Source organism: Microbacterium sp. BH-3-3-3, assembly GCF_007679045.1.
Classification (GTDB): Bacteria; Actinomycetota; Actinomycetes; order Actinomycetales; family Microbacteriaceae; genus Microbacterium; species Microbacterium algihabitans.
On the sequence record NZ_VEFS01000005.1, the window covers coordinates 101708 to 120143 of the forward strand.

Consider the following 18436-nt stretch of genomic DNA (forward strand, 5'->3'; position numbering starts at 1 on the left):
GTCAGGCCACCGACACCGTGCGCTGGTCCCAGCCGGTCGCGCCGTCGGGAGCGGGCGCGGCCGTGTCGGAGGTCTGGGTTTCGCCGGTGGCCGACACCGCGCGGCACCGGATGACGTGCGAGCCGCTCGCGGCGTTCCACGGCAGGCTCCACTGCACCCACGTGTCGGCCGAGATCGCGGTCGCCAGCGTCGCCTTCTGCCAGGGGCCGTCGTCGACCTGCACCTCGACGCCCGAGACGCCGACGTGGGTCTGCCAGGCGACACCGGCGATGACGGTCTCGCCCGCCGCGACCTGCGCGCCCGAGCGCGGCACGTCGATGCGCGACTGCAGCTTCACGGGTCCCCGCTCCGACCAGCCGCGCGAGGTCCAATACCCCTCGGCGCGGTCGAAGCGGGTGACCTCGAGCTCGCTCACCCATTTCGTCGCCGACACGTAGCCGTACAGGCCCGGCACCACGAGGCGCACCGGGAAGCCGTGCTCGATCGGCAGCGGTTCGCCGTTCATGCCGATCGCGAGCAACGCGTCGCGGTCGTCGGTGAGGGCTTCGAGGGGGCTGGATGCCGTGAACCCGTCGACCGATCGCGAGAGCACCATGTCGGCCTCGGCCGTCGGCTTCGCTCGCGCGAGGATGTCGCGGATCGGAACGCCGAGCCAGCGCGCGGTGCCGATGAGTGACCCGCCCACCTCGTTGGAGACGCACACGAGGGTCGCGACGGTCTCCTTCTGCGGGAGGGCGATCAGGTCGTCCCACCGCAGCACGACCTCCTGTTCGACGAGGCCGTGCACGCGCAGGGTCCAGGTGGCGGGGTCGACCTGGGGCACGATCAGCGCGGTGTCGATGCGGTAGAAGTCGGCTGAGGGCGTGACGACGGGTGCGAGCCCGTCGATCCCGAGGTCGGCCGCGGCGGGGACGGTCGTCGTCGTGGCGGGCGACGGCAGGCGCAACGCGGCCCGCACCGCGCTGACGGCCCGGGCGCCCCCGCTCAACGCGAACGACCCGGCGGTGGCCATCACTCCGGCCAGCACCGCTACGCCGGAGAGGGCGAGAACGCCGCGGCGGGTGACGCCGTCGTCGTCACCGGATGCCGCAGACGCGCGCCCGCGACGCAGCCGGGCGATCAGCACACCGGCCACCAGGGCGGCGGCCGCCCCGGCGATCAGCGACGGCACGGGGGAGAGGGTGCCGGCATCCGCCCGCGTGAACGACACGATCGCCCCGACGACGCCGACGGCGACGAGCGCGACCCGACCCCACGGAGCCTTGCGCCGCTCGAGGACGCCCGCGGCGCCGGCGACGACGAGCAGCAGCACCGCGATGCCCACCAGCAGGGCGGCCTTGTCGCCCGTGCCGAAGAGGTCGATGGCCAGGTCTTTCGCCCACGCGGGGGCGAGGTCGATCATGCCGCCGCCGATGACGGCGAACGGGCTCGCGGTGGGCGCGACGATCGCCGCGGCGAGCTCTCCGAGGCCGGCGCCGAGCACGGTGGCCGCGATCGACGCGACGATCGCGGGCAGGTCGCGGCGGCGGGAAGATGCGGGGGTCACGCACGGAGCCTATGGAGCGCCGGACGCGATGGCTCCGGGCGCGCGGGATTCACAGCCAACCGGAATCACCCCGGGTGAGGGGGCTGGGTCTCGCGGGTGAATAGGCCTGCCGTTCGTTGACTCGCCCCACAGCGGGTTCTTACCGTCTTGGGAGCGCTCTCACGGGCGCCCCGCGAGCCCGACTCGCGGACCGCCACCCCCGATCGATGAGGACGAGGATGACCGTTACACCCAGACCCCTATGGAGCCGCGGATTCGCCGTGGCCGCCCTGACGGGCTTCGTCGCGACAGGGCTCGCGCCCACCGCGGCGCAGGCCGACGACGACACCGTCGACACGCTGTACTCCTTCGAGGACGGCACCTCCGACCACGTCCAGTGGGGCGCCGCCGGTGCGGGAGTGGAGCGCCTGGCCGACTCCGGCCTCGCCTCGTTCTCGAGCGCACCGAACGCCGCTGTGCTGTCGTACGGCTTCGATCTCGGGCTCGACCCGCACTACGGCGGGATCGGCTTCGAGTACACCGGCTCCCGCCCCGCGCAGAACTGGAGCGCCTCCGACGGCATGCAGTTCTGGTTGCACAGCGACGGCAGCGGCTCGTCGATCCAGGTCGAGATCGTCGACGCGACCTCGGCGACAGCCACCGTCGGCGACCGTTGGGACACCGTCGTCCCGCTCGGCAGCGCGGGATGGCACCTGGTGCGCATCCCGTTCTCGCAGTTCTCGTATGCGACCGACCACCAGGACGCCGGAGCGCCGAACGACGGCACCCTCGACCTCTCGTTCGTGCGCGGTCTGCTGTTCCCCGCGAACAGCGGAGCGGCCACGGTCAAGCTCGACGAGATCGGTCTCTACACCGGCGCTTCCGACCCGACCGACCCGACCGACCCGACCGACCCCGACGAGGGCGGCACCGCGCCGACCGGACGGGTGATCGAGGACTTCGAGTCCGACCTGCGCCGCGGCGACCCCTCGGCCGTGCCCGCCCTCGGATGGTTCACGGCGCAGGGTGCGGGCAACGTCCCCACCTTCGACCGGGTGGCGGACGCCGAGCGCCCCTCCGCCGCCGCCGACAACGACGTGCTCGACGTGGGCTTCGACACCCGGTCGTGGGCGGTTCTCGTCGACGCCTTCACCCCCGACGGACAGACGTGGGTGCCGCAGGACTGGAGCGCCTTCACCGGCGTCGGGTTCTGGATGAAAGGCACCGGTTCGGGGGCGCCCCTGTTCTTCGACCTGATCGACAACCGCAACCCCGACTCGACCGTCGACGACGCCGAGCGTTTCTCGACCCGGTTCGTCGACGACGTGGCGGGCTGGCGGTTCATCGAACTGCCGTTCGCTGACTTCACCCGCAAGAACATCGGCAACGGCGCCCCCGACGACGGGCTCACCCTGACCGACGTGCACGGCTTCGGCATCGGCGTCGAGCAGTCGTCGCCGGTCGTCGCCCCCGACCTCCGTTTCGACGACGTCACTCTCTTCGGCACGGCCGACCCGAACCGACCGATCGCGGTGAACCCGGCGCGCGCCGTCTTCACGGTCGAGGAGGGCGCCGACGCGCAGGTCGGCGTGCGACTCTCGCGCACGAGCGACACCGATGTGACGGTGAGCTGGCGCACCGAGGCCGCGACCGAGCGCACCTCGACCGAGGACCTGCCCGCCGCCCCCGACCGCGACTACGTGTCGGGGTCGGGCACCGTGACCATCCCCGCGGGCTCGCGGGAGGCGACGATCACGGTCCCCACGATCGACGACGGCAAGGACGAGGTCGACGAGACCTTCCTCGTGCGCTTCTCGGATGCCGTGAACGCGCAGCTCGGCACGGTTCCGGTGGCCCGCGTCAGCATCACCGACAACGACGCCCCCGTCGACGGGTTGATCGACGACTTCGAGAACGGCACCACCGGCCTGGACGGTCTCGGCGAAGCGGGACTCGCGACGCGCGAGATCGCGGCATCCGCCCCCGACGCCTACCCGGGTCAGGACTCCTTCGAGAACGTCCTCGACGTGACCGGCGCGGGCGGCTACGCCCACCGGTTCGCCCAGCCCCAGGACTGGAGCGCGAAGAACGGACTGGGCTTCTGGTACGACGGTCGCGGTGACGGCAGCCGGGTGACGGTGGGCCTCGACGACGGTGCCGGAGCGGGCGCCGCCGCGCAGGGCTCCCCCGAGGACTGGGTGCTGCAGTGGTCGGACGAGTTCGACGGCGCGGCCGGGACTCCCGCCGACCCCCGTTACTGGACCTATGAGACCGGCGGATGGGGCTGGGGCAACGACGAGCTGCAGTACTACACCGACTCGACCGAGAACGCCGCCCACGACGGGAACGGCAACATGGTCATCACGACCAGGGCCGTCGACGACCCGGCCGCATCGGGCCTGTCGTGCTGGTACGGACCGTGCAAGTACACGTCGGCGCGACTGATCACCGAGGACAAGTACACCTTCCAGCACGGCCGCGTCGAGGTGCGCGCCAAGATGCCCGACGGCGAGGCGGGGATCTGGCCCGCGATCTGGTCGCTCGGCGACGACTTCCGCGAGGTCGGGTGGCCCCAGACCGGCGAGATCGACATCATGGAGTACGTCGGCAAGCTCCCCACCGAGATCTTCGGCACCATCCACGGCCCGGGCTACTCCGGTGGTCAGTCGTTCGGCGGTACCCACGACTTCGGCACCGACCTCAGCAACCAGTGGCTGACGTTCTCGGTCGAGTGGGAACAAGGGCAGATCCGCTGGTACGTGCAGCGCGACGGCGGCGAGCGGATCCTCTTCCACACCGCGACGCCCCAGGACGTCGCCCCGAACGAGTGGGTGTACGAGCACCCGTTCTTCCTCCTCATGAACATGGCGGTCGGGGGCAACTTCGGCGGGGCACTGTCGAGCGACCTCACCTTCCCGCAGGAGCTCGCGGTGGACTACATCCGCGTGTACCAGGCTCCCGATGCCGCTGAGCGTTTCGAGACGACGTTCGTCGACGACCAGGCGGGGTGGCGCTGGGTCGAGCTGCCCTTCGCCGGCTTCTCCCGTGCGGGCGAGCAACCCGAGGGGGCGGCCGACGACGGTCTCGGTCTGACGGCGGTGACGGGGTACCAGGTCGAGGTCGCGGGCACGGCATCCACCGGTCCCGTGTCGATCGACCGCGTGCGTCTGTTGAACGCCCTCTCGGCGACGGGCGGCTCGGGCACGACGACGGCCGCCGAAACGACCACGCCGACCGCCGTCCGGGCGAGCACCGTCACGACCTCCGCGGCAGCGGTGGGGACGGCAGCGCCCGCGGCCCTCGCTTCGACGGGGGCGGAGAGCCCGCTCGGTGGCCTGGCCGTCGCTGCGGCCCTGCTCGGGGTCGGGGTCTTCGCCGGGCACCGCGTCAGACGGCGCCGCCTCGGCTGAGGGTCACCGTCAGAGCCGACTCCGGAGCGCCGCGGCATCCGGAGTCGGCTCTTGCGCGCGCGTCAGGTCCAGGCGTCGGCGACGCCCGCGAGGGGGAGGGAGGCGTCCCAGACGCGATCGGCCTCGGCGAGATCGCGCAGCGGCCGGTACAGGGGGTGGGTCCCCGGGGCGCCGCCCAGGTTGCCGAGGCCGGTGGGGCCATAGAGCACGTCGCTGCGCGGTGAGGCGGTCGTCGCCGCGGCCAGGGCGGGGAGCGCGGCGGTCTCGACCGTGCCGAGCAGCAGTCCACGCGCCGAGAGCCAGCGCACCACGCGCACCCCGACGGTGTCTTCGTCGCGTCCGAGCTCAGGGCGGGCGGCGAGCAGGTTGGTCGGGGCGACGCCGGGGTGCGAGACCACGCTGCGCACGCCCCATCCCTCGCGCCTCGACCGCTCGTCGAGCGCGCGGGCGAACAGTCCGAGCGCGATCTTCGAGCGGCCGTAGGCGCGCGCACCGTCGTACGAGCGCTCGCTGTCGAGGTCGTCGAAGGAGAGGCGACCCGTGCGCGCCGCGACGCTCACCTGCGACACGATGCGCGCGTTCCCGGCCCGCAGCAACGGCCAGAGGTGCCCGACGAGAGCGACGTGAGCGAGGTGGTTCGTGCCGAACTGCAGCTCGTGGCCGTCGGCCGTGACCTGGCGCGAGGGCGGGGTCATCACCCCGGCGTTGTTGATCAGCAGGTGCACCGGCGCCCCCTCTGCCCGAAGGGCCTCACCGAAGGCGGAGACGGATGCCAGTGACGACAGGTCGAGATCGTGCACCGCGACCCGCGCGGAGGGGGTCTTCTCGCGCAGCCGCGCGACGACGCCCTCGCCTTTGGCGCGGTTGCGCACGGGCAGCACGAGCTCGGCGCCGGCGTCGACGAGGCGCTCCGCCATCACCACGCCCATGCCGTCGCTTCCGCCGGTGAGCACGACGCGACGGCCGGTGAGGTCGGGGAGGGTGATGTCGATGTCGCTGCGGGCCATGTCGGTCTCCTTGGTCGGTGTGTCCCAGCGTCGCGCGATCGACGCCGCAGAGACAGGGCCTGGCGATCCGAGGCTGCCCGGGGCACGGCATCCGCTCAAAGGGGGATCGACGCGTCCTGGCACCGCCCGGGAGCGCCGGGTAGACAGGAGGCCGAGGGGGACACCGTGATCGATCGAGTCGCACTGGCGCATTTCCTGCGCACCCGCCGTGAGGCGCTGCAGCCCGAAGACGTGGGGCTGCCGCGCGGAGTGCGTCGGCGCACCCGGGGCCTTCGCCGCGAGGAGGCGGCCGCGCTCAGCCACATGTCGGTCGACTACTACGCCCGGCTCGAGCGCGAGCGCGGACCACAGCCGTCGGAGCAGATGCTGGCCTCCATCGCTCAGGGCCTGCACCTCTCGCGCGCCGAACGCGACCACCTGTTCCGCCTCGCGGGGCACGTGCCCGCCGATCGCGGCACCGGAGGTGAGCACATCAGTCCCGGGCTGCTGCGCGTGCTCGACCGCCTCGACGACACCCCGGCAGAGGTCGTCACCGAACTCGGCGAGACGCTCCGGCAGTCCCGCCTGGGCGTGGCGCTGACCGGCGACGCCTCTTTGCGCCGCGGCGCGCACCGCAGCCTCGGCTACCGATGGTTCGCCGACCCGGCCTCGCGCGCGGTGTACGACCCGCGCGACCACGCGTTTCTCAGCCGGCTGTTCGCCGCGGGGCTCCGCGAGCTCGTCGGGCGCCGCGGGCCGCAGTCGCACGCGGCCGACCTCGCCGACGACCTGCGCGGGCGCAGTGCCGAGTTCCGCGACCTCTGGGGCCGGCACGAGGTGGGCCTGCGCCCCGCCGAGACCAAGCGTTTCGTGCACCCGAGCGTGGGCACGATCGAGGTGCACTGCCAGACCCTCGTCGACCCCGAGACGGCGCATTCGCTGCTCGTCTACACCGCGGCCCCGGGCACCGAGAGCGCCGAGAAGCTGCGGCTGCTGGCGGTGCTCGGGCCGTCGGTGCCGGCGTGAGGGGCGGCTCGGGCGCGGTGGGGCGCTGAGACGGCATCCCGCTGACGAGTCGGCTGCAGCTCGACACCGTTTCGTCAGCGAGATGCAGCCTCGGCGCCCTCGCCGTTTCACGTCCCCGCGGGCCGGGCGCGAACACACCGGACGAACGCGGCACGTGTCAAGCATCTAGGTGCCGCACCGTGGCTCGGCGGATGCTCGGGAGGTGACCGACGGTTCCCCCCTCCCGTTCCCCCTGCTCTTCTCCTCCGACTCTCTCGACGACGCCGCGCTCGACGGCGTCCGCGAGGTGCTGCGCGCGGCGGATGCCACGCACGCGCTCGGCCGCGACATCACGGCGACGATGGAATGGGCGAGCGGAGTCCGCCTGCCGTCGACGCTCGCCGCCCGGTGGGAGCTGCTCGCCTCGGTCGCGGCGCGCGATGTGGCGGCCGCCCGCGTGCTCGAGCCGCACCTCGACGCGCTGTCGATCCTCGACGAAGCGGCATCCGCCGGTCTCGAGATCGCCGTGGATCCGGATGCCACGTGGGGGGTCTTCGCCGCGGAAGGCGCGGGCATGCGCCTCGAGGCCCGGAACGACGGCGGCACGTGGACGTTCCACGGCACGAAGCCGTGGTGCTCGCTGGCCGCCCACCTCTCGCACGCCCTCGTCACGGCCTGGGTCGACGACGACCGCCGACAGCTCTTCGCCGTCGACCTGCGCGACCCCGCGGTCACCGCGCGGCCCGGGCCCTGGCATGCCCGCGGGCTCGCGCAGGTCGTCAGTGCGCCGATCGACGTCGACGGCGCCGTCGCGCTGCCCGTCGGCGACCCCGGGTGGTACCTGCGGCGCCCCGGCTTCGCGCACGGCGGCGTCGGCGTCGCCGCGTGCTGGTGGGGCGGGGCCGTTCCGCTGCGCACGGCGCTGCGCGACGCCGCGCGGTCGGAGAGGGCGGATCAGGTGGCGGCGATGCACCTCGGCCGCGCCCACGTCGCGCTGTGGGCGGCGCGGGCCGCCCTCGTCGAGACGGCGGACGTCTTCGCGGCGGGAGACGCGGCCGGCCAGGGCCTGCGCGCAGCCCGCGCGCGCACCGTCGTGGCCGACGCGGTCGAGACGGTCATCGCGAGCTCCGCGCACGCCCTGGGCCCGCTGCCGCTGACCGCCGACGAGTCCCACGCGCGGCGCGTGGCCGACCTGCAGGTGTACGTGCGGCAGCATCACGCGGAGCGCGACCTCGCCCGCATCGGGGCCGACGTCGCGGCGGGAAACGGCGCATGGTGAGCTTCGACCACCGCGACCCGGGCACCGACGAGTCGATCTGGGCGGCCGCGCTCGCCGCCCGCGACCTGGTGACGCTCGACCTCGACGTCGACCGGGTGATCGTCGTGGCCGCGCACCCCGACGACGAGAGCCTCGGAGCCGCCGGTCTGCTCGCGAGCGCGACGGCCCGCGGCATCCGCGTCGAGATCGTGATCGTGACCGACGGCGAGGGCTCGCACCCCGACTCGCCGACCCACAGCCCCGCCACCCTCGCTCTCGTGCGCAGGCGCGAGGTCGCCGTGGCGGTCGAGGCGGTGGGGGTCGCGGGCGTGCCGCGGTTCCTCGGCCTGCCCGACGGGGGCACCGACGCGCACCGCGACGACATCGCCGCGGCGCTGCACGAGGTGCTCGACCGCGCCGGCGACGACCGCGTGCTGGTGCTGTCGCCCTGGCGCGGAGACGGCCACCGCGACCACCGGGTCGTGGGCGAGATCGTCGAAGAGGTCTGCGCGCAGCGGGGCGTGCGTTCGCGCGCGTTCCCGATCTGGCTGTGGCACTGGGGGAGTCCCGACGACGTGCTCTGGGCCCGCGCGGAGCGCCTGGCCCTCGACGACGCGGCCCGGGATGCCAAGGCCCGCGCCCTGCGCGCGCACGAGAGCCAGCTGTCGGCCCTGTCGGCCGCGCCCGGCGACGAACCGATGATCCACGCGCGCATGCACGCCCACTTCACCCGCGACGAAGAGGTCTTCTTCGCCCCGGAACCCGCCGCCGCGAGCGTCGGCCCCGAGTACTTCGACGGCATGTACGCCCGCCACGACGACCCCTGGGGCTTCGACTCGCGCTGGTACGAGCAGCGCAAGCGGGCGGTGCTGCTCGCGGCCCTGCCCCGGCGGCGGTACCGCGCGGTGTTCGAGGCGGGGTGCTCGACCGGCGCGCTGACGGGGGAGCTCGCCGACCGCGGTGACCGGGTGCTGGCCGTCGACCTGTCGCCGGCGGCTCTGGAGCGGGCAGCGCGCCGACTCGAGGGGCGGGCGAACGTCGAGCTGCGCGTCGCCTCGCTCCCCGCCGACTGGCCCGACGGGGTGTTCGACCTCGTCGTCCTGTCGGAGGTGGCCTACTACTGGAACGACGCCGACCTCGCGGCCGGACTGACCGCGGCGGCGTCGGCGCTCGAGCCCCAGGGCCATCTGGTCGCCTGCCACTGGCGGCATCCGGTCGCCGAGTACCCGCGCTCCGGTGACAGCGTGCACGCCGCGCTCGCCGCGGTGCCGACCCTCGTGCGCCTCGTGCGACACGAGGAAGACGACTTCGTGCTCGAGGTCTACGGCCGCTCCGGGGCCCGGTCGGTGGCCGTCGAGGCGGGACTCGTGCCGTGAGGGCCGTGGTGGTCGCGATCCCCGCGCACGACGAGGAGGCGCTGATCGGGCGGTGTCTCGCGACGGTCACCCGCGCCGTCGCCCATGCCCGCGAGCGTGAGCCCGATCTCGACGCGCGGATCGTCGTCGTGCTCGACGCGTGCACCGACACCACCGCGATGCAGGTGCGCCGGTGGCCGGTCGAGGCGGTCGAGATCTCGTCGCGAGTGGTCGGTACGGCCCGCCGCGTCGGAGTGGCCCACGGTCTCGCCGCGCTCGACGCGGATCCCGAACGCACGTGGATCGCGATGACGGATGCCGACTCCACGGTGCCCCGCGAGTGGCTCACCCATCAGCTCGACCTCATGGACGCCGGTATCGACGTCGTGCTGGGTACGGTGCGCCCCGACTTCGCCGACCTCAGCGATCGCCACGCGGCGTACTGGCGTGCCACCCACCCGCGCGGTCGCCCGGCGGGGAACGTCCACGGCGCGAACCTCGGCATCCGGGCCCGCACGTACCTCGAGGTCGGCGGCATCCGGGATCTCGCCCTGCACGAAGACGTCGCCCTCGTCGACGCCGCACGGGCGACCGGCGCGCGGGTGCGGGCGAGCGACGAGCACGAGGTCGAGACCTCGGGGCGCTTCGCCGGACGCACGCCCGCCGGATATGCCGCGTTCCTGCGCCGCGTGCACGCGTGGATCGACGCGCCCCCGCTCGCCGCCGAGGGCGCCTAGGGCTGCGCGCCGGGCTCGTCAACCACCTCACGCCCGTCGGCGCCGCACGCGCAGACTGGCTGTTCCCCCGCAACGAGAGGCACGACCATGAAGGCACTGACCTGGCAGGGCAAGCGCAACGTGAGCGTCGAGGAGGTCCCCGACCCGCAGATCCTCGAACCGACGGACGCGATCGTGAAGATCACCTCGACGGCGATCTGCGGCTCCGACCTGCACCTGTACGAACTGTTCGGGCCCTTCATCGATAAGGGCGACGTTCTCGGACACGAGCCGATGGGCGTCGTGGTCGAGGTCGGCTCGGCCGTAACGAACCTCGCCGTCGGCGACCGCATCGTCGTGCCCTTCAACATCTCGTGCGGGCACTGCTTCATGTGCCGCCGCGGCCTGCAGTCGCAGTGCGAGACGACGCAGGTGCGCGAGTACGGCAGCGGCGCCGCCCTGTTCGGCTACACCAAGCTCTACGGCCAGGTGCCGGGCGGTCAGGCCGAGTACCTGCGCGTGCCGCTCGCCGACTACAACCACATCCGCGTCGGCGACGACCTGCCCGACGACCGCTACCTCTTCCTCAGCGACATCGTGCCCACCGCCTGGCAGGGCGTGCAGTACGCCAACGTGCCCGAGGGCGGAACGCTCGCCGTGATGGGCCTCGGCCCGGTCGGTCAGTTCGCGGCGCGCATCGGCGTGCACCTCGGCTACCGCGTGCTCGCGATCGAGCCCGAAGCCGAGCGTCGCGCCATGGCCGAGCGGCACGGCGTGCTCACGTACGACCTCACCGACACGGTGGTCGACGAGCTCCTCGACCTCACGGAGGGTCGTGGGGCGGATGCCGTGGTCGACGCCGTCGGCATGGAGGCGCACGGAAACGGCGGGATCAAGTTGGCGCAGAGCGCCGTGGGCCTGCTGCCCGACCCGATCGCGCAGAAGCTCATGGACAAGGCCGGACTCGACCGCCTCGCCGCCGTCTACGCCTCGATCGACCTCGTGCGCCGCGGCGGCACCGTCTCGCTGAGCGGCGTCTACGCGGGTGAAGCCGACGTGCTGCCCATGAAGACGATGTTCGACAAGCAGCTGAACCTGCGCATGGGCCAGTGCAACGTCAAGCGCTGGATCGACGACCTGCTGCCCCTCGTCGAAGACCCCGCCGATCCGCTCGGGGTCATGGACCTGGTCACGCACCACGCTCCGCTGGAAGATGCGCCCGGCCTCTACGAGACGTTCCAGAAGAAGGAAGACGGCTGCATCAAGGTCGTGCTGCGCCCCGGCGCCTGACGGGTGCCGCCCCGGCGGGCGCGCGCCGCCGCGTGGCCGTCCGGCCGCGCCCCGGCGGGCGGCGCCGTCGTGCGGAGTCCAGCGGCGACACGTCGGGGGTCGGGCGGCCGGCTCCGGTGTGTCGGCCGCGGCGTCCGCACGACGGAGCCTGGGGCGCGAGTTCCCGGCTCCGCTTGCGCGACGGGCGCGCGAGAGCGCGGGTGGGAAACGTATCCGCAACACGTCGCTGGGTAAGGTCGACGCATGGGTGACCTGTTCGACGGTTACGGCTCCACGCTGGCGCCGCGCAAGACCGCATCCGGCATCCCGGCGTTCGACGAGATGTTCGGCGTTCCGGCGAGTCCCGGAGAAGCCGCCCCCTCGCGCGAGGCGTACCGGGAGCTGTACCAAGCGCTCGCACAGATGACGCAGGAAGAACTGCGCGGGCGCACCGAGTCGCTCGCGAGTTCGTACCTCGCGCAGGGCGTGACGTTCGACTTCGCGGGCGAGGAACGACCGTTCCCGTTGGATGCCGTGCCCCGGGTCATCGCGTACGACGAGTGGTCGCGCATCGAGGCCGGTGTCAAGCAGCGCGTGCGCGCGCTCGAGGCGTTCCTCGACGACGCCTACGGCAACCAGCACTGCGTGCGCGACGGCATCCTGCCCGCGGGCCTCATCTCGTCGTCGCAGTACTTCTACCGCCAGGCCGCCGGCATCCGCAGCGCCAACGGCGTGCGCATCCAGGTGTCGGGCATCGACCTCATCCGCGACGAGCACGGCGAGATGCGCGTGCTCGAAGACAACGTGCGCGTGCCCTCGGGCGTCTCGTACGTCATCTCGAACCGCCGCGTCATGGCGCAGACGCTGCCCGAGCTGTTCGTCTCGATGCGCGTGCGCCCCGTCGGCGACTACCCCAACAAGTTGCTCGCCGCCCTGCGCGCCTCGGCCCCGCCCGGGATCGACGACCCGAACATCGTCGTGCTCACGCCGGGTGTCTACAACTCCGCGTACTTCGAGCACACGTTGCTCGCGCGCCTGATGGGCGTCGAGCTCGTCGAGGGACGCGACCTGCTCTGCGTCGGCGGCAAGGTGTTCATGCGCACCACCCGCGGCCCGCAGCGCGTCGACGTGATCTACCGCCGCGTCGACGACGACTTCCTCGACCCGCTGCAGTTCCGCGCCGACTCGATGCTGGGGGCTCCCGGCCTCATGCTCGCCGCGCGCCTGGGCAACGTCACCATCGCCAACGCGGTGGGCAACGGCGTCGCCGACGACAAGCTGCTCTACACGTACGTGCCCGATCTGATCCGGTACTACCTCGCCGAGGAGCCGATCCTGAAGAACGTCGACACCTGGCGGCTCGAAGATCCGGGCGCCCTCGAAGAGGTGCTCGACCGCCTGCCCGAACTCGTCGTGAAGCCGGTCGACGGCTCGGGCGGCAAGGGGCTCGTGGTGGGTCCCGACGCCTCTCCCGCCGAGCTCGACGCCCTGCGCAAGCGGCTCAAGGCCGACCCCCGCGGCTGGATCGCTCAGCCCGTGGTCATGCTCTCGACCATCCCGACGCTCGTCGAAGACGGGATGCGCCCGCGTCACGCCGACCTGCGTCCCTTCGCGGTCAACGACGGCGACGACATCTGGGTGCTGCCCGGCGGTCTGACCCGCGTGGCGCTTCCGGAGGGTCAGCTCGTGGTCAACTCCAGCCAGGGCGGCGGCTCGAAGGACACGTGGATCGTCGGCGGCTCGGCCCCCTCGCACGTCGAGTACGGCCAGGGCAACGGCGTCTCGGGACTCGTCGCCGACCAGGCCGCGGTCACCGAGGCGATCCCGATCATCTACGACGGGCAGCCGACGCCCGCCACGGCACCGCGCGACCTGCACCCCGACCGCGACCAGCAGGAGCAGCAGCAGCAGGCGGATGCCGGCGTGCAGCACGGTCCGCAGGCCGAGCAGCAGCAGCAGGCGCGCGAGCAGGGCGAGGAGGTTCCGGGATGCTGAGCCGTATCGCAGAGAGCCTGTTCTGGATCGGGCGCTACATCGAGCGCAGCGACGGAACCGCCCGCATCCTCGACGTGCACCTGCAGCTTCTGCTGGAGGACCCGTGGATCGACGAGGACACCGCGTGCCGATCGCTTCTCAGCGTGATGGGCTCTGCCCTGCCCGAGAACGTCGAAGCCGTGCGCCGCGACGACGTGCTCGCCCGTCTCGCCGTCGACCGCATGAACCCCTCGAGCATCGCCTACTCGCTCACCGCCGCGCGTGAGAACGCCCGCCGCGCGCGCGAGATCGTGTCGACGGAGTTGTGGGAGATCCTCAACACCACGAACGCGCGGATGCCGCGACGCCTGCAGACCGACAAGGTGCACGAGTTCTTCCAGTGGACCCGTGAGCGCGCGGCGCTCGCGATCGGCATCGTCGACTCCTCGACCAACCGCGACGAGGCCTGGCAGTTCTTCACGCTCGGTCGCAGCATCGAGCGCACCGACATGACCGCGCGTCTGCTCGCGACACGCTCGCTGACCGAGGTATCGGGGCCGTCGTGGACCACGATCCTCCGCTCGTGCGGGGCGTACGAGGCGTACCTCCGCACCTACCGCGGCATGCCGAGTGCCCGCAACGCCGCGGAGTTCCTGCTGCTCGACCGCCTCTTCCCGCGCTCGATCATCTACTCGATCCAGCGGGCCGAAGACTGCATGAGCGCGATCGACCCGCGCGCCGACCGCGTCGGTCACTCCAACACGGTGCTGCGCGCCCTCGGGCAGATCCGCAACGATCTGGAGTACCGCCCGATCAGCGACATCCTCGCCGAGCTCCCCGAGCACATGCAGCGCGTGCAGACGGTCACGCGCGAGGCGTCGGAGGCGATCCGTTCGCGCTTCTTCCCGACGCAGGCTGAACCGTCGTGGATCGGAGAAATCTCGTGAAACGCCTGCGCATCGAGCACCAGACCGGGTTCGTCTACCCCGGCGACGTCGTCGCGTCGTACAACGAGGCGCGCATGCTGCCGCACTCCACCGACAGTCAGTTCGTGCTGAGCTCGTCGCTCGACATCGAGCCCTCGACCTCGGTGAACCAGTACGTCGACTACTTCGGCACGCGCGTCGCGGCGTTCGACGTGCTGTCGCCGCATTCGTCGCTGACGATCACCGCGCGCTCGCTCATCGAGGTGCGCCCGCGGCCGATCGAGCACGCCGACATCACCTGGGAGCAACTGGCCGCCGAGGCGGGGCGGTCGATCTCGACCGTCGAGCAGTTGACGCAGACGAGGCGCACGGCGCCCCACCCCGAGGTGGCCGAGCTCGCCCGCTCGATCGCGGCGCAGCACGATCGCCCGGGTCCCGCGGCCCACGCGATCGCCGAGGCGATCGGCGACGCGATCGACTACATGCAGGGCGTCACCGGCGTGACCTCCACGGCCATCGACGCGTGGGAGGCCCGCAAGGGCGTGTGCCAGGACATCGCGCACATCGCGATCGGCGCTCTGCGCGAGGTCGGCATCCCGGCGCGCTACGTCTCGGGTTACCTGCACCCGAAGCCCTCCGCCGAGGTGGGCGAAGCCGTCACGGGTGAGTCGCACGCCTGGGTGGAGTGGTTCGCGGGCGACTGGCAGGGCTTCGACCCCACGAACAACATCGAGATCGGCGACCGCCACGTGCTCGTCGGTCGCGGGCGCGACTACAACGACGTGCCGCCGCTGCGCGGCGTCTATGCCGGCCCCGGCAAGAGCAACCTCAAGGTGAGGGTCACGATCACGCGCGAGACCTGAGCTCCAGGCCCCTGAAATATACGCCAGACGTATACATGAGGGTGTTGGGGGTGCTCATGGGCTCAGATGTGGACATCGTCCGGTCTGTCGCCGCTTCTCCGCTGCGAACGGTCCGGTTGAAGGACGTTCCCCCGTTCGTGCAGAACATGTGGCGGGCGGTCGAAAGTCTCACCGATCGTGGCGCATTGCTGCGCCTGGGACACGGCATCTACACGGCGCCGCCCGACGGTGAAGACGGGCGTCTCTGGCGGCCGTCGCTCGAGTCGACCGCGCTCGCCATCGCCTCGGCCCGCGCCGGTGAACGATCCGCGGCTCTCATGGGCGTCAGCGCGGCACGCCACTGGGGCGTCCTGCCTCGAGCGATCGGCGTGGCGACGGTCGCCGTGGACCGGGGGAAGCGCGCTGTCGTCGAGCTGGATCAGGGGGGAGCGGTCCAACTCGTTCCGCGTCCTCTCGATCTGCTCGATCTCGTTCTCGAGCGCATGAGCCTCGGGCAAGGGCTGGTGGCGACGAAGGCGCAGACCTTGTTCGATCTCGTCTCGCGCAGGCCCGTCGACGGGCTCGCGAAGGAGATCGGACAGGCGATAGAGAACCTCATGGTCGTGGTGGAAGTCGAGGACTACGCAGACGTGTTGGCGCGTGCCGTGCGGCCGAGTACGGCCGCACGTGCCGCCCTGGAACGCTTGCGGCACGTGCATGGCTGAGCGGCGCTCGGCGCCCGCGGGGATGGAGTCGACCCCGGGCATCCTGGACGAAGCGGAGCGGCTCGCGGTACAAGCGGTTTTCGGTGTCGATGCAGTGCGTCGAGCATCAGCTTCGTCGAGTTCCCGACACCCACGGAGTGGGAACGGTCGCTGGGGCATCAGTGCGTCGTCACGGTCGCCCCGCACGAGGCTGCGGCTGTCGTTGCTGCCGCCGTGGAAGACGCGGCCCGTGCCCTCGAGGCTCGATCCGAGACCAGAGCTCTAGGCCCCGGCGGCGCGGGTGAGCCTGCTCTGCACGTCGCGGTGCAGGTCGACGAGCGTTCGCGTCTGCCCCTGGTCGTGCAGGCGCGCCCACTCGTCGAGGGTGGTGCGCATCTCGAGCCCCGCGATGCCCAGCGCCGTGCGCACGTCGAGCTCGACGAGCCCGATCCGCTCGGCGAGCTCGGGAACGAAGCGGTCGGCCGAGGTGACCTCGCGACGCACCGCGGCGCCGAGGAGAGACGGCTCGTGGGCGATGAGTCGGCGCACCCGCAGGTAGCGCTCGCGCGCCTGTGCGTCGGCGTCGAGCAGCTCCAGCTCGCGGGCGAAGACCTCGCGGAGCGCTGAGAGGAGCGCGCGGATGTCGTCGCCGACGTCGGCGACTCCGGCCAGGGCGTCGGCGAAGCGCCCGTCGTCGATGAACACCGCGTCTTCCTTCGTGCCCGCGAGGCGGAAGAAGGTGCGCGGCGAGACCCCGGCGCGCGCGGCGATCTCATCGACCGTGGTGCCGTGCACCCCTTTGGCTTCGAAGAGGTCGAGGGCCGCGGCGCAGATCTCGATCGACGTCTCTCGGCGTCGTCGGTCGCGAAGTGCCTCGACGGGTGCATCCGGGACGGTCATATCGGCTACAGTAGTCGATGTCGTGTTGGCAGTGACTGCCAATATGGCCCCGCCTGCTTAGATTGGTCGCCCATGGTCTCCACCGGAACACTCCCCACCGCCGCCCCGTCGTCGCGCCCCGCCGCGCGCCCCGGGGCGGTCATCGCCCTGCTCGTCGTCGCCGCGTTCGTCGTCATCCTCAACGAGACGATCATGGGCGTCGCTCTGCCCGAGCTCATGCGCGAGCTCGACATCGCCGCCGCCACCGCTCAGTGGCTCACCACCGCGTTCCTGCTCACGATGGCCGTCGTCATCCCCACCACGGGCTTCCTCATCCAGCGCTTCCCGCTGCGCGGATTGTTCTTCGCCGCGATGGGGCTGTTCACCCTCGGCACGCTCATCGCCGCGGTCGCCCCGGGCTTCGGGGTGCTGCTGCTCGGGCGCATCGTGCAGGCCTCGGGCACCGCGATCATGATCCCGCTGCTGTTCACCACCGTGCTCAACGTCGTGCCGGCGAACCGCCGCGGACGCATGATGGGACTCATCTCGATCGTCATCTCGGTGGCGCCTGCCGTCGGCCCGACCGTGTCGGGCTTGATCCTGTCGGTCTTCCCGTGGCGCGCGATGTTCATCGTGATGATCCCGATCGCCCTGATCGCGATCGCCCTCGGCGCGCGCTGGGTGCAGAACCTCACCGAGACGCGTCGCGTGACCCTCGACGTCGTGTCGGTCGTGCTGTCGGCCCTCGCCTTCGGCGGCCTGATCTTCGGGCTCTCGAGCATCGGCGAGGCCGCCGGCGGTCACGCGCTCGTCCCCGTGTGGATCCCCCTCGTCGTCGGAGCCGTGGCCCTCGCCGCCTTCGTCGTGCGGCAGCTGCGCCTCGGCTCGACCGATCGCGTGCTGCTGAACCTCGGGGTGTTCCGGCACTCGAGCTTCACCGTCGCGGTGATCCTCGTGGTCGTGGCGATGACGACGCTCTTCGGCGTGCTCATCCTGCTGCCGCTCTACCTGCAGAACGTGCTCGGTCTCGGCACCCTGCCCACCGGGCTCATGCTGCTGCCGGGTGGTCTGCTCATGGGTCTCATGGCGCCCCTCGTCGGCAACCTCTTCGACCGCTTCGGGGCGCGCCCGTTGGTGCTCCCGGGCGCCGTCGTCGCCAGCGTCGCCCTGTGGGGCTTCGCCACGCTGTCATCGACCACGCCGATCGGGTTCGTCATCGCCGTACACTGCGTGTTGAGCCTGGGTCTGGCGTTCATGTTCACACCCCTCATGACCTCGGCCCTCGGTTCGTTGCCGCCGGCGCTGTACCCGCACGGATCCGCGATCGTGTCGACCGTGCAGCAGCTCGCGGGGGCCATCGGCACCGCGGTGTTCGTGACGTTGATGACGGTCGGTGCCGCGGGAGCGGTGGCGAACGAGGGAGTGTCGATGGTGGATGCCACGGCCTCCGGCATCCACACCGCCTTCTTCGTCGCGGCGTGCCTCTCGCTCGCGGTGATCGTGCTCGCGGCGTTCGTGCGGACCCCGAAGCAGGTCGACGGCGTCGAGGGGATGCCGGCGCACTGACGCCCGCCGGTGGGTGCCGCG

14 protein-coding genes are annotated in these 18436 nt (G+C 71.9%); 11 read left to right on the forward strand and 3 right to left on the reverse strand.

Going from position 1 to position 18436, the window contains the following annotated elements:
* Position 1: 1 nt before the first annotated feature.
* On the reverse strand, positions 2–1546 hold the full coding sequence (locus FS769_RS14095) for a molybdopterin-dependent oxidoreductase (protein ID WP_144834496.1): 1545 nt from the start codon (positions 1544–1546) through the stop codon (positions 2–4).
* Between the two features lie 260 nt (positions 1547–1806).
* On the opposite strand from FS769_RS14095, the gene FS769_RS14100 reads away from it, so the two are divergent.
* Positions 1807–4935, forward strand: coding sequence for a carbohydrate binding domain-containing protein (locus FS769_RS14100; RefSeq protein WP_186325558.1), 3129 nt, complete (start codon positions 1807–1809; stop codon positions 4933–4935).
* Positions 4936–4997: 62 nt separating this feature from the next.
* Here FS769_RS14100 and FS769_RS14105 read toward each other — a convergent pair whose 3' ends face one another.
* Positions 4998–5942 (reverse strand): SDR family oxidoreductase, encoded by a 945-nt coding sequence (locus FS769_RS14105; RefSeq protein WP_144834499.1) that lies wholly within the window; start codon positions 5940–5942, stop codon positions 4998–5000.
* A gap of 165 nt (positions 5943–6107) precedes the next feature.
* On the opposite strand from FS769_RS14105, the gene FS769_RS14110 reads away from it, so the two are divergent.
* The 9 genes from FS769_RS14110 (at position 6108) to FS769_RS14150 (ending at position 15991) form a co-directional block, all read left to right on the forward strand.
* Positions 6108–6947, forward strand: coding sequence for a helix-turn-helix transcriptional regulator (locus FS769_RS14110; protein WP_144834501.1), 840 nt, complete (start codon positions 6108–6110; stop codon positions 6945–6947).
* 202 nt (positions 6948–7149) lie between these two features.
* The gene (locus tag FS769_RS14115) at positions 7150–8205 is read left to right on the forward strand and encodes an acyl-CoA dehydrogenase family protein (RefSeq protein WP_260979770.1); all 1056 of its coding nucleotides are present in this window, start codon (positions 7150–7152) and stop codon (positions 8203–8205) included.
* Positions 8199–9560, forward strand: a complete 1362-nt coding sequence (locus FS769_RS14120) for a PIG-L family deacetylase (protein WP_144834502.1) — start codon at positions 8199–8201, stop codon at positions 9558–9560. Before FS769_RS14115 ends, FS769_RS14120 begins: the two co-directional genes overlap by 7 nt.
* On the forward strand, positions 9557–10276 hold the full coding sequence (locus FS769_RS14125; protein WP_144834503.1) for a glycosyltransferase family 2 protein: 720 nt from the start codon (positions 9557–9559) through the stop codon (positions 10274–10276). The genes FS769_RS14120 and FS769_RS14125 overlap by 4 nt, the downstream gene beginning before the upstream one ends.
* 87 nt (positions 10277–10363) lie before the next feature.
* Positions 10364–11545 (forward strand): zinc-dependent alcohol dehydrogenase, encoded by a 1182-nt coding sequence (locus FS769_RS14130; protein ID WP_144834504.1) that lies wholly within the window; start codon positions 10364–10366, stop codon positions 11543–11545.
* Between the two features lie 243 nt (positions 11546–11788).
* On the forward strand, positions 11789–13519 hold the full coding sequence (locus tag FS769_RS14135) for a circularly permuted type 2 ATP-grasp protein (protein ID WP_144834505.1): 1731 nt from the start codon (positions 11789–11791) through the stop codon (positions 13517–13519).
* The gene (locus FS769_RS14140) at positions 13513–14445 is read left to right on the forward strand and encodes an alpha-E domain-containing protein (RefSeq protein ID WP_144834506.1); all 933 of its coding nucleotides are present in this window, start codon (positions 13513–13515) and stop codon (positions 14443–14445) included. The genes FS769_RS14135 and FS769_RS14140 overlap by 7 nt, the downstream gene beginning before the upstream one ends.
* Positions 14442–15287, forward strand: coding sequence for a transglutaminase family protein (locus FS769_RS14145; RefSeq protein WP_144834507.1), 846 nt, complete (start codon positions 14442–14444; stop codon positions 15285–15287). Before FS769_RS14140 ends, FS769_RS14145 begins: the two co-directional genes overlap by 4 nt.
* Positions 15288–15355: 68 nt before the next feature.
* Positions 15356–15991, forward strand: a complete 636-nt coding sequence (locus tag FS769_RS14150) for a hypothetical protein (protein WP_144834508.1) — start codon at positions 15356–15358, stop codon at positions 15989–15991.
* A 261-nt stretch (positions 15992–16252) separates the two neighbouring features.
* On the opposite strand, the gene FS769_RS14155 is transcribed toward FS769_RS14150, so the two are convergent.
* Positions 16253–16870, reverse strand: coding sequence for a TetR/AcrR family transcriptional regulator (locus FS769_RS14155; RefSeq protein WP_144834509.1), 618 nt, complete (start codon positions 16868–16870; stop codon positions 16253–16255).
* 72 nt (positions 16871–16942) lie between these two features.
* Here FS769_RS14155 and FS769_RS14160 point away from each other — a divergent pair, with 72 nt between their 5' ends.
* Positions 16943–18415 (forward strand): MDR family MFS transporter, encoded by a 1473-nt coding sequence (locus FS769_RS14160; protein ID WP_144834510.1) that lies wholly within the window; start codon positions 16943–16945, stop codon positions 18413–18415.
* Positions 18416–18436 lie beyond the last annotated feature (21 nt).